The sequence below is a fragment of the Streptomyces sp. NRRL S-337 genome (genome assembly GCF_000720175.1).
GTDB lineage: Bacteria > Actinomycetota > Actinomycetes > Streptomycetales > Streptomycetaceae > Streptomyces > Streptomyces siderophoricus.
On sequence record NZ_JOIX01000008.1, the window covers coordinates 1 to 12,191 of the forward strand.

Annotated in this window: 9 protein-coding genes; 3 read left to right on the plus strand and 6 right to left on the minus strand. The window is 73.2% G+C overall.

Annotation, left to right across the window (positions count from 1 at the left end; all coding sequences use genetic code 11):
- The 3 genes from IG62_RS0108710 to IG62_RS0108720 all read right to left on the minus strand — a co-directional run.
- The coding region (locus IG62_RS0108710) for a thiamine pyrophosphate-binding protein (RefSeq protein ID WP_030799440.1) at positions 1–1,049 on the minus strand (1,049 nt) is incomplete at its 3' end.
- 208 nt (positions 1,050–1,257) lie between these two features.
- Positions 1,258–4,173 (minus strand): EAL domain-containing protein, encoded by a 2,916-nt coding sequence (locus tag IG62_RS0108715; RefSeq protein ID WP_037838012.1) that lies wholly within the window; start codon positions 4,171–4,173, stop codon positions 1,258–1,260.
- Positions 4,174–4,478: 305 nt separating this feature from the next.
- Positions 4,479–5,441, minus strand: a complete 963-nt coding sequence (locus IG62_RS0108720) for a 2-hydroxyacid dehydrogenase (RefSeq protein WP_030799444.1) — start codon at positions 5,439–5,441, stop codon at positions 4,479–4,481.
- 89 nt (positions 5,442–5,530) lie between these two features.
- Between IG62_RS0108720 and IG62_RS0108725 the strand changes: the two genes are divergently transcribed.
- The 3 genes from IG62_RS0108725 (at position 5,531) to IG62_RS0108735 (ending at position 8,107) form a co-directional block, all read left to right on the plus strand.
- The gene (locus tag IG62_RS0108725) at positions 5,531–6,562 is read left to right on the plus strand and encodes an aldo/keto reductase (protein WP_030799446.1); all 1,032 of its coding nucleotides are present in this window, start codon (positions 5,531–5,533) and stop codon (positions 6,560–6,562) included.
- A gap of 95 nt (positions 6,563–6,657) precedes the next feature.
- Complete coding sequence (locus tag IG62_RS0108730; RefSeq protein WP_030799448.1) at positions 6,658–7,842, plus strand: PQQ-dependent sugar dehydrogenase; 1,185 nt, start codon at positions 6,658–6,660, stop codon at positions 7,840–7,842.
- Positions 7,843–7,927: 85 nt separating this feature from the next.
- Positions 7,928–8,107, plus strand: coding sequence for a DUF6191 domain-containing protein (locus IG62_RS0108735; protein WP_030799451.1), 180 nt, complete (start codon positions 7,928–7,930; stop codon positions 8,105–8,107).
- On the opposite strand, the gene IG62_RS0108740 is transcribed toward IG62_RS0108735, so the two are convergent.
- From IG62_RS0108740 to IG62_RS0108750, 3 genes are all read right to left on the minus strand, one after another.
- Complete coding sequence (locus tag IG62_RS0108740; RefSeq protein WP_030799453.1) at positions 8,100–8,561, minus strand: hypothetical protein; 462 nt, start codon at positions 8,559–8,561, stop codon at positions 8,100–8,102. The genes IG62_RS0108735 and IG62_RS0108740 overlap by 8 nt on opposite strands.
- A 109-nt stretch (positions 8,562–8,670) precedes the next feature.
- Positions 8,671–11,757, minus strand: a complete 3,087-nt coding sequence (locus IG62_RS0108745) for a helix-turn-helix transcriptional regulator (RefSeq protein WP_030799454.1) — start codon at positions 11,755–11,757, stop codon at positions 8,671–8,673.
- 124 nt (positions 11,758–11,881) lie between these two features.
- Positions 11,882–12,088 (minus strand): hypothetical protein, encoded by a 207-nt coding sequence (locus IG62_RS0108750; RefSeq protein ID WP_030799456.1) that lies wholly within the window; start codon positions 12,086–12,088, stop codon positions 11,882–11,884.
- Positions 12,089–12,191: the final 103 nt, after the last annotated feature.

Genomic DNA, 12,191 nt, shown 5'->3' on the forward strand with positions numbered 1-12,191 from the left:
TCGCGGGCGTCACCGACGATCGGCACGTCAGCGGCGCGGTTCTTGCCGATCTCGGCCGGGTCGATGTCGGCGTGCACGACCTTGGCGTACGGCGCGAAGGAGTCCAGCTTTCCGGTGACCCGGTCGTCGAAGCGGGCGCCGAGGGTGATCAGCAGGTCGGCCTTCTGCAGGGCGGTGACCGCGGTGACCGAGCCGTGCATGCCGGGCATGCCGACGTGCTGCGGGTGGCTGTCGGGGAAGGCGCCCAGCGCCATCAGCGTGGTGGTGACCGGCGCGCCGGTCAGCTCGGCGAGCACCTTCAGCTCGGCGGTGGCACCGGCCTTGAGGACGCCGCCGCCGACGTAGAGCACCGGGCGCTTGGACTCGGCGATCAGCCGGGCGGCCTCACGGATCTGCTTGGCGTGCGGCTTGGTGACCGGGCGGTAGCCGGGCAGGTCGGTGTGCGGCGGCCAGCTGAACGTGGTCTGCGCCTGCAGGGCGTCCTTGGCGATGTCGACCAGGACCGGGCCGGGACGGCCGGTGGACGCGATGTGGAACGCCTCGGCGATCGTCTTGGGGATTTCGGCCGGGTCGGTGACCAGGAAGTTGTGCTTGGTGATCGGCATCGTGATGCCGCAGATGTCCGCCTCCTGGAAGGCGTCCGTGCCGATCGCCTTCGACGCGACCTGACCGGTGATCGCGACCAGCGGGACGGAGTCCATGTGGGCGTCCGCGATCGGGGTGACGAGGTTGGTGGCACCCGGGCCCGAGGTGGCCATGCAGACCCCGACCTTGCCGGTGGCCTGCGCGTATCCCGTGGCGGCGTGCCCGGCGCCCTGCTCGTGGCGGACGAGGATGTGCCGGACCTTCGAGGAGTCCATCATCGGGTCGTACGCCGGCAGGATCGCACCGCCGGGGATGCCGAACACGGTGTCGGCCCCGACCTCCTCCAGCGCACGGATGAGGGACTGCGCGCCCGTGACGTGCTCGACGGTGGCGGACGGCTGCGGTCCGCCGGCGTTACGGGCCCGCGGCTGCGGATGGTGGGCCCCGGAGGCCTGCTCGGTCATCTGCGTCTCTTCTCGAAGCTGAGGGTTTTGACGGGATTTGTGAGGTTGCTGTGCAACAAAAAACCCCTCGTGCCGGGTGGCAAGCGAGGGGAGCGCGTCGGTGCGGTCTGCCGGGCGGCGTAGGGGCCCGGCTTCAGCCGACGCGCTTTCCAAGTACGAGAATTCGGGTGCGCATGGCACTGACCCTCCCCCTCTCGTGCACCGAGTGTCAAGTGGGTGGGACGGAGGTCTCACTATTTGAGCGCAATGGGGGATGCGCCATGGTCTCCGGACCGGCCAGCCCCCCACGTCGGGCGGGCACTCCGCTGCCGCTGAGCACCACCGCGCGCCCCTGCCCCGCGTGGTCGGGAACGGGGTAGCCGGTACGGGTGAGCGCCCGGCGCAGCCGGGGTTCGTCGAGCGGGCCGGAGAAGGCCAGGCCCATGCCGTGCGTGCAGCCCATCGAGCGCAGTGCCAGGACCTGTTCGGGCAGGTCGACGCCGTCCGCGACGGTCTGCATGCCCAGGTCGCCGGCGATCCGCAGCAGCCCCGCCGTGATCTTGTGCAGCCGGGAGGACTCCACCACGCCGTCGACCAGGCCGCGGTCCAGCCGCAGGACGTCGACGGGCAGCCGGCGCAGTGCGGTGATCGCGGCGTACCCGCTGCCGAAGCCGTCGAGGGCGATCCGTACGCCCAGCCGGCCCAGCGCCACCAGCCGGCGCTCCAGGTCGTCCAGCGGGATCCGGGAGTCGCTTTCGGACAGTTCCAGTACGAGCTCCCGGGCGGGCAGGCCGTGCCGGGTGAGGAGCGCTTCGACGCCCTTGGGGGACAGCGCGCGGTCCAGCAGCCGGCGGGCGGAGAGCCGGACCGCGACCGGGATCTGGTGGCCGGCGCGGTGGCGCGCGGCGGCCTGCCGGACGGCCTCCTCCAGCTGCCAGCGGTCGAGTTCCGCGGCGCGGTCGCCGTCGTCGGTGTACCGGCCGCGGTCGCCGACCCGGAGGAATTCGGCGGGGGTGAACAGGATGCCCTCGGCGGAGCGCCAGCGGGCGTGCGCGGCGACCGCGGTGACGCGCCCGGTGGCCAGGTCGACGACGGGCTGGTGCAGCAGCGCGAATTCGCCTTCGTGGAGGGCCGTACGGAGCTTGGAGGCGAGCTCGGCGCGGTGCGCGACCTCGTCCTGCATCTGGGGGGCGTAGAGCTCGACCCGGCCCTTGCCGGCCTGCTTGGCTCGGTACATGGCGAGGTCGGCGTTGCGGAGCAGACCGGCGGGGGTGACGCCTGGTTCGGCGAAGGCGACGCCGATGCTGGCCGCCACGCGGACGTCCCGGCCGTCGATGCGGTACGGCTCGGAGAGCTTGATGCGCAGCCGGTCGGCGATCTCGTGGATGCGGAACTCGCGGGCCGCGCGGTCGCGGGTGCCGTCGCCGGTGATCAGCGCGGCGAACTCGTCGCCGCCCAGCCGGGCCGCTATGTCGCCGGCGCGGACCGATTCGGCGAGCCGGCGGGCGGCCTGGATCAGCAGTTCGTCGCCGGCCTGGTGGCCGATGGTGTCGTTGACCTGCTTGAAGCCGTCGAGGTCGATGTAGAGCACGGCGGTGTCGTGGTCGCTGGCCCGCCGGCCGGTGACGGCCTGGGTGACGCGTTCGGTGAACAGCGCGCGGTTGGGCAGGTCGGTGAGCGCGTCGTGCGAGGCGTTGTGCTGGAGCTGGGCCTGGAGGCGGACGCGTTCGGTGACGTCGCGGGAGTTGAAGATCAGGCCGCCGTGGTGGCGGTTGACCGTGGACTCGACGTTCAGCCAGCCGTCGACGCCGGAGCGCTGTCCGCCGGCCCGGAAGCGGCATTCGATGCGGGTGGTCGGCTCGTCCTGCGGATCGGCGGCGAGGAACCGGCGGACCTCGTGCACCACCCGTCCGAGGTCCTCGGGGTGGATCAGCGTGGCGAGTTCGGAGCCGATCAGTTCCTCCGCGTCGCGGCCGTAGACGCCGGCGGCGGCCGGGCTGACGTAGCGCAGCACGCCGGACGGCGCGGCGATCATGATGACGTCGCTGGAGCCCTGCACCAGGGAGCGGAAGTGGTTCTCCTTCTGGGCGAGTTCATGGGTCAGGGTGATGTTGTCGAGCAGCATGATGCCCTGGCGGACGACCAGGGCGAGCACGACCGTGCAGCCGGTGAAGAGCACCACGCGGTCGATCCGCCGCCCGTCGAGAACGTTTGTGAGGATGCCCAGGGTGCAGACCGCGGCGGCGAGGTACGGGGTGAGTGCGGCGAGCGAGCCGGCGAGCGGACGGCTGCCGTGCGGGACGCGGACGGCGGCGGGCTCGGCCACCTCCTCCGGCTCCTCCTCCTCGGCCCGGCGGGCGACCCAGGGCGCGTACGCGAGCAGCATCGAACCGGCGAACCACCCGGCGTCCAGGATCTGCCCGGAGCGGTAGTGCTCGCGCAGCAGCGGGGAGCTGAACAGGGCGTCGCACAGGACCGTCAGCGCGAGCGCGGCGATGGCGGTGTTGACGGCCGAGCGGTGCACCGAGGAGCGCCGGAAGTGCAGGACCAGGACCATGCTGACGAGCACGATGTCCAGCAGTGGGTAGGCCAGCGACAGGGCGCTCTGCGCCACGCTGCGGCCCTGGAAGTGGGCGGTGTGCGCGAGCGCGAGGCTCCAGGAGAGGGTGAGCAGCGAGCCGGCGATCAGCCAGGAGTCCAGGCCCAGGCAGACCCAGCCGGCCCGGCTCACCGGGCGCTTGGCGAGCACCAGCAGGCCGACGATGGCCGGCGGCGCGAACAGCAGGAAGCAGAAGTCGGCCGGCGAGGGGCTCGGCACGGTCGTGCCCAGGATGACCTCGTACCAGCCCCATACGCCGTTGCCGATGCCGGCCATCGCCGAGGAGGCGGCGAACAGCATCCAGGCCGGCCGGAGCCGGCTGCGGTGCCGGCGGGCGTACAGACCGCAGGAGACGGCCGCGACCAGGGCCGCGAAGCTGAGCCCGAAGTCCCCCATGAACAGGGCGACTTCGGTGGACCCCCAGCCGAAGGCGGCTCCGAGGGCGTAGCCGCCGCAGACCACGGCCAGGACGACCTGCGGCACCGGGCTCGGCGGACTGCCGGCCGGCGTCGGCGGCCTGGAGAGCATCGCCCCGGGGGCGCTCACCGCACTCTCCCGTGGTCCCGCGCCGGACGGCGCCTCGCGCGGGGTGCCCGGTGGCCCCGCCGCGTCCCCGCGGGCGCTCGTGGATCCCGCCTCTCGCGGATCGTCCATCGTCCGTACATCGCCCGTCGCCCCCCTTGCGTTCCGGATCTCGCATCGCGCCGCGGCTGTCCCGGCGCCGTCCCCGCTCGGACGATACACCAGTTCCGTCACTCAGCGACATAGGGTATCTACGGAGCGTGACGGCGTGCGGGGTGGTGAATACCCACCGCAGTCGTACGGCCCCGTAGCGCCATCCGCGCCCCGTTTCAGTCGGCGGTCGCGACGACGTTCCGCAGGGGTTCGCCGGCCGCGAAAAGCGTCAACTGGTCCCGCAGCAGCCGCTTCGCACGGGGCAGGAAGGCAGAGCTGGGACCACCGACGTGTGGAGTGATGAGCACGCCCGGAGCGTGCCACAGCGGATGCCCGGCGGGCAGGGGTTCAGGATCGGTGACGTCGAGCGCCGCGCGCAGCCGCCCGGTTTCGAGCTCGGCGAGCAGTGCCTCGGTGTCGACGATGGCCCCGCGCGCGATGTTCACGAGGAGTGCGCCCTCCTTCATCCGCGCCAGGAAATCGCGTCCGACCAGGCCACGGGTCTCGTCGGTGAGCGGAGTGGCGAGCACGACGACGTCCGCGTCGGGCAGGAGGGCGGACAGGTCGGAGAGTGGGTGCACGGGGCCGCGCACAGTGTCACGCGCGGTGCGTGCGACGCGCACCACCCGCGCACATTCGAAAGGCGTGAGCCGGTCCTCGATGGCACTGCCGATCGAACCATAGCCCACAATGAGGACCGATTTGTCGGCGAGGGCAGGCCGGAAGGCCGGCCGCCACTCCCCCGCGTCCTGGGCCCGCACAAAGCCGGGGACGTCGCGCAGCGCCGCCAGTATCAGGGTGAGCGCGAGTTCGGCGGTGCTGGCGTCGTGCAGTCCGCGCGCGTTGCACAGCTGGGCCCCGGCCGGCATCTGTGGCAGCCCGGGCAGCATGTGCTCGATGCCGGCCGTGAGGGTCTGCACCACCCGCACCCGGTTCATGCGGGCCAGCGGCCGCAGGCTGACCTCCGCGCCCTTCATGTAGGGGACGGCGTAGAAGACGCACCGGGCCGGATCGGCCGGGTACTCGGGGCCGGCGTCCCAGTGGACGTAGTGGAGGCCGCCGGGCAGGCCCTCGATCTCGTCGGGCGGGATCGGGAGCCAGACGTCGTTCGGTTCGGTGCGCTGGTCTGCGGTTGCCATGGCCCGAGGCTATGCGAAGGGATGTTCTGCTCAGACGTTAGTTTGGTCCGTGCCCTTGATCGGGGGCGAGGGGACGGAGGCACAACCAGGTGGAGCGCAGGACAATCGGTGCGGCGGCTCTGGAAGTGGGCGCCGTGGGTCTCGGCTGTATGCCGATGAGCTGGGGGTACACCGAGTCGCAGCGCAACGGGGAGGGGTCCCTGCGGGCCGTGCACACCGCGCTGGACCGTGGTTGCAGCCTGCTGGACACCGCCGACATGTACGGGCCGTTCACCAACGAGCTGTTGGTGGGACGGGCTTTGAAGGAGCGCCGCCAGGACGCGTTCGTCTCGACCAAGGTCGGGCTGCTCGTGGGCGAGCAGCACATCGTCGCCAACGGGCGGCCCGGTTACGTCAAACGCGCCTGTGACGCCTCGCTGCGCCGGCTGCAGACGGACCGGATCGACCTCTATCAGCTGCACCGGGCCGACCCCGAGGTGCCCGTCGAGGAGACCTGGGGGGCGATGGCGGAGCTGGTGGCGGCCGGGAAGGTGCGGTCGCTGGGGCTGTGCGCGGTGGGTGCGCGGGCGGTGCGGCAGCCCCGCTCGGCCCGTGCGGAGCGGCGGCCGGCCGGGGCCCGGCCGCGGTCCCGGACGCACGACGGCACGCTGGCCCAACTGGAGCGTATCCAGCAGGTGTTCCCGGTCAGCAGTGTGCAGGCCGAGCTGTCGGTGTGGTCGCGCCAGGCGCTGGAGGCGCTGCTGCCGTGGTGCGAGTCGCGCGGGGTGGGCTTCCTGGCGGCGATGCCGCTGGGCAACGGCTATCTGACCGGCACGCTCACGCCGGGGCAGGGCTTCGAACGGGAGGACCTGCGGGCCCGCCATCCGCGCTTCACGGCCGAGATGATGGCGGCGAACCAGCCGCTGGTGGCCGGGCTGCGGCGGGTCGGCGCCCGGTACGGTGCGACGCCGGGGCAGGTGGCGCTGGCGTGGGTGCTGGCCCAGGGCCGGCATGTCGTCCCCGTGCCCGGTACGAAGAAGGAGCGCTGGGCCGCGCAGAACGCCAAGGCGGCCGATCTGGTGCTCGGCCGTGAGGATCTGGCGGAGATCGCCGCGCTGCCGCCGGCCCGGCAGTCCTGGTAGCAGGCCCGGCGGCCGGGCGTGCGCGCCGGTTTGCCGCGTCCGGCGGCCCGATGTGGTGTTCTTGTGCTCGCCCGGACGACGAGAGGACCCCTGCCGTGCAACGCCGTTCCCAGACCGCCGTGTTGGCCGCCGCTTCGCTGCTTCTGGCAGCGGGCTGTTCGAACGGTGGCCCGCAGCCTCCCGGCGGGGGTGCCCCCGCCACGGCGAAGAGCCCCGGCGCCTCGGCCCGTGCCACCTCACCGGGCGCCACCCCGTCGCCCGCCGCGCCGGCTGCCAAGGGCTCGGTGAAGGTGACGAAGACGCTGACCACCGGGCTGAAGTCCCCGTGGGGCGTGGCGGTGCTGCCGGGCGGGGACCTGCTCGTCGGCTCGCGGGACACCGGCAAGATCGTCCGGATCGCCGTGGACAGCGGGAAGACCACCGAGCTGGGCTCGGTGCCGGGTGTGGCCCCGGGCGGTGAGGGCGGGCTGCTCGGCCTCGCGGTGTCCTCGGACTTCGGCACCGACCATCAGGTCTACGCGTACTTCACCACCGCGTCCGACAACCGCATCGCCCGCATGATCTACGACGACAAGCGTCCGCCGGGCGACCAGTTGGGCGCGCCCGACACGATCCTGCGGGGCATCCCCAAGGGCGAGATCCACAACGGCGGGCGCATCGCGTTCGGCCCGGACAAGATGCTCTACGCCGGCACCGGCGAGACCGGCGACACCGGGCTGGCGCAGGACAAGAGCTCGCTGGGCGGCAAGATCCTGCGGATGACGCCGGACGGCGAGCCGGCGCACGGCAACCCCTCGGCCGATTCGGTGGTGTACGACTACGGCCACCGCAATGTGCAGGGGCTGGCCTGGGACTCGGACCACCGGCTGTGGGCCTCGGAGTTCGGGCAGCACACCTGGGACGAGCTCAATCTCATCGAGCCGGGGAAGAACTACGGCTGGCCGGAGATCGAGGGCAAGGCCAAGTCCGGCCAGGGCGGCCCGGATTACGTCGACCCGGTCGAGGTGTGGAAGACCGACGACGCCTCGCCCAGCGGCCTCGCGTACGCCAAGGGCTCCCTCTGGATGGCGTCGCTGCGCGGTGAGCGGCTGTGGCGCATCCCGCTGAACGGGACGAAGCCGGTGGCGGCCCCGCAGGCGTTCCTCAAGGCCACCTACGGGCGGCTGCGGACGGTGGTGGCGGCCGGTGACGGCACGTTGTGGCTGGTCACCAGCAACACCGACGGCCGCGGCACGCCCCGTAAGGGAGATGACCGGATTCTCCGCCTCAAGGTGAGCTGATCCTTCTGGTCCCCTTTTCGTGTGTCCTGCCTAGACTCGGGTGGCAGGGGACGGGTGCGCGTCACACCGAAGAGGGGCAGGCACCGTGTTCAACATCGTGGAAGAACTGTTCGCGCCGGGTCGTAAGAACACCGACGAGGAGCGGCAGAAGATGTCGCTGGTCGTCGACGACATCGGTGACGGCGACCCGGGGAAGGGCCCGATAGACCTCTCCTCGGGGACCGTCGTCATCCGGACGGGACGGGCCGGCGGCCGCGCTACGTAAGGTGCCGGCCCGCGGCGCCGATCCGCGCCGCGGCGATGTCCCGGCTGCGGGCCGCGGCGACCGCACCGACCACCGGCATGGCGAGCAGGGCCACGAAGATCGGCCCGTAGCCGCCGTCGGTCGCCTCGGTCATCACCACGAACTCTCCGGAGGACAGCGTGCCGCCGAGCAGAAAGCACACCAGCGCCCGCAGCGGGCCGGAGGCGACCAGCCGGAGCGGGGCGTAGGCCAGTACGAGGCCGATGGCCGCGCCGATCACGACGCCCACGGCAAGCGAACCCAGCACGGCGACCGCGGCCAGGGCCGGATCCTCCAGCGTGCTGTCACCCGGTCCGTAGAGGTACCGCGTCACCATGGTGGCCGCCCACAGCACGGCGCAGACGCCCGCCGGGATCGCCCCGGCCCGCAGCCCGAACGTAAGCCCCCGCCGCAGCACGGCGCGTGACGTCCCCATACCGTCCCCGTATCCCGAACGCGCCGCCGCCGGCCGGCATCCGCACCCGGAGTATCCCAGCGGGGTACCGGGCCCGCGACGGGGGGGCCGGGCACGGCCGCCGGCCGGGTCAGGAGGCCGCCGGTTCGCCGAACAGACGCAGCCGGTGGGCCACCGCGCCGGCCTCGCCGCGGCCGGAGACGCCCAGCTTGGCGAGGATGTTGGAGACGTGGACGCTGGCCGTCTTGGGGGAGATGAACAGCGCGTCGGCTATCTGGCGGTTGCTGCGGCCGTCGGCGACCAGGCGCAGGACGTCGCGCTCGCGCGGGGTCAGGCCGAGGGATGCGGCGGGAGCGGGGTCGGCGGGTGCCCCGCTTCCGGAGCCGGCGGCCGCTGTGTCCGCCGCCGGAATCAGACCGGGCAGCGGGATGCGGGCGCGCTGGGCGAGCAGGGCGAGTTCCTCGGCGAGCGGGCGGGCGCCCATGGTCGTGGCGGCGGTGTGCGCCTGGCCGAGCAGCAGGACGGCGGCCTCGCGCGGGGTGCGGCCGTCCAGTCCGGCGGTGGCCCGCCCGGTGCCGTGCAGCAGTGACTCCGCCCAGCGGTAGCAGGCCCGGGCGAGCTCGTACGGGCGCTCCAGCGGCTTGAAGGCGGCGACCGCCGCCGCCCAGTGGTCGGGGGTCTCCCGGCCCTCGGCGCGGCGGAGCTCGGCGTCGACGGCGACCGCGTACGCCTCCCATATCGGGCAGGCCCGGGCCAGCTTCTTGGCGGCGTCGCGGATGCGGGCGAGGACGGCGGGCCGGCCCGGCCCGGCGGCCGGCAGTCCGCGGGCGTCCGACTCGGCGGCGGTGGCCCACCACAGCAGGGGCCAGGCGTAGCGCTGGATGCCGGGCGGCAGACCGGCGTCCAGGGTTTCGGTGAGGAGGGTGCGGGCGTCCAGGATGCGGCCCTGGTGGGCGGCGATCCGCAGGGCGTGCTGGGCGAGCGGGATGGCGTGCTGCGGCTGGGGGTCGTGGGTGCCGTAGTGCTCGCGGGCGACGGCCAGTTCGCGCTCGGCGGCGTCGAAGTCGCCCATGCCGAGGGCGAGGTCCGTGCGGCGGTTGGCGGCCAGGGCGATCGAGCGGGCGTTCTGGGCGAGCCGGCGGGAGTCGGCCGCGGCCTGGAGCGCCTCTTCCCAGCGGCCCAGCGACTGGAGCGATTCGGCGCGGTTGGCCATCACCCAGCAGGTCTTGTCCTTCAGGCCGTAGCGGGTGGTGAGTTCGATGCCCCGCTCGGTGACCTCGACGGCCTCACGGGAGCGGCCGACGCCCTCCAGGAAGGAGGGGAGGTTGACGTGGCCGCGGCCGATGGCGGTGAAGTAGCCGCGGTCGACGGCGCGGTCGAGGGCGGCCCGGAGGTCGGCGAGGCCCTCGTCGACCTCGCCGGAGTCGGTCCGCAGCCCGGCCAGGGTCAGCCGGGAATTCAGCTCGGCCTCTTCGTCGCCGACCAACTGGGCGAGTTCCACGGCGCGTTCAGCGGTGGCGAAGGTACCCGGGCCCGGTTCGTGCAGCACCGCCCAGCTGGCGACGGCGGCCGTCACCTCGGCGTGCACGGACGACGGCGGCAGGCCGCGCATCAGCTCCTGGGCCCTGCCGAGGTCCTCCCAGCCGTTGCCGCGGCCGGTGCCCTGGCAGAGCCGGGAACGCTGCACCAGGAACCACGCCGTGCGCAGGGGGTCGTTCCCGTCGCGGAGGGAGCGCAGGGCACGCTTGGTGATCGTGAAGGCGCGCTCGCTGTCGCCGGACAGCCGGGCGGCCACCGCGATCTCGGCGAGCAGGTCCAGGAAGCGCAGCGAATCGTCGTCGCAGCCGCAGGCCGGGTACGCCTCGGCGTAGTCGACCGGGCGCACTCCCTGACGGACCTCGGGCGGGGCGTCGTCCCACAGCTCCAGGGCCCGGTCCAGCAGGCGCAGTTGCTCGGCGTAGGCATGGCGGCGGCGGGCCTGCACGGAGGCTGCGAGGACGGCGGGCAGTGCCTTGGCGGCGTCATGGGCCTTGTACCAGTAGCTGGCCAGCCGGGTGGCGCAGGCATCGGCGCGGACCAGGGAGGGGTTGGCCTCCAGGGCCTGGGCGTAGCGGCGGTTGAGGCGGGTGCGCTCGCCGGGCAGGAGGTCGTCGACGACGGCCTCGCGGACCAGGGCGTGCCGGAAGCGGTAGCCCGTGCCGTCGTCGGTGGGCACGAGGGTGTTGCTGCCGACGGCGGCCCGCAGCGCCTCGATGAGGTCGTCCTCGGGCATCTGGCAGACGGCGGAGAGGAGTTCGTGTTCGACCGTCGAGCCGCCCTCGGCGGCCGTACGGACCACCCGCTGGGCGTCCTCGGGCAGCGCCTCGACGCGCACCAGCAGCAGATCGCGCAGTGGGTCGCTGAGGCCGTGCAGACAGCCGTCGGCGAGGCTGCGGGCCAGCTCCTCGACGAAGAAGGCGTTGCCCTCCGAGCGCTTGAAGACCCGGTCGAGGGTGCCCTCCTCCGGTGCGCTGCCGTTGATGCCGGCGAGCTGGGAGCGGACCTCCTCGCGGTTGAAGCGGTCCAGCTCGACCCGCCGTACCGTGCGCATCCGGTCGATCTCGGCGAGGAACGGGCGCAACGGGTGGCGGCGGTGGATGTCGTCGGAGCGGTACGTCGCCACCAAGAGGACGCCGGCGTCGTGCAGCGCCCGCAGGAGGTAGGCGAGGAGTTCACGGGTGGAGCGGTCGGCCCAGTGGAGGTCCTCGATGACGATGACGAGCGTGCGCTCCGCGGCGAGGCGCTCCAGGAGGCGGGCGGTCAGCTCGAAGAGCCGGGCCCGGCCGATCTCCTCACCGTGCGTCTCACCGGGTGTTTCCCCCAATTCGGGCAGGATGCGGGAGAGTTCGCCCTCCTGACCGGCGACCGCCGCGGCGAGCTCGTCACGCAGATGCCAGTTGAGGGTGCGCAGGATCGCGGAGAACGGCGCGAAGGGCAGCCCCTCCGAGCCGATCTCGATGCAGCCGCCGAGCGCGACCAGCGCGCCCCGGGCCCGCGCGGCCTCGCCGAACTCCTCGATCAGCCGGGTCTTTCCGACGCCGGCCTCGCCCCCGATCAGCAGGGCCTGGGGCTCGCCGGACGCCGCGACGCGGGCGAGCGCGTCATCGAGCGCGGCGAGCTCGGGGGCTCGACCGACGAACACGGGACTGACGGACCTGGTCTCCACGCGCTTGAGCATCGCACAGGGGTCCGACATTGCGGCAGGGGGTTTGATCAGGTGCTGGACGGCGGGTGGGGCGGAGGGGGGCCGGGGGCCGGCCGGCTCCAGCGGTGGCACGGCGTACCCGCCCCGCCCGGCCGGCTCAGACCGCGGCACGGCGTACCCGCCACCGCCGGGCCCGGCTCCGGCTGCTACTCACCCGCCCCTCGGGTTCGTCGCTCCCGGAGCGGGCGGCGGCCGCACGCGCGGCCCGGCGCCCCTCGATCGCCTCGCGCGCCAGACGCTGCCGGGCGGCCTCGCGGTGCAGCTCGTCCTGACGGGCCCGGAGCTCCAGTTCGAAGCTGTGCATCTCGTTCTCCCCTGTGGTGTGGGCCGGTTGAGCCCCGGTGGTGCGGGCTCGTTGACGTGCTCAAGCCTCGTCTCCAAGGGGGCCCCGCCACATCGGGAGAGTG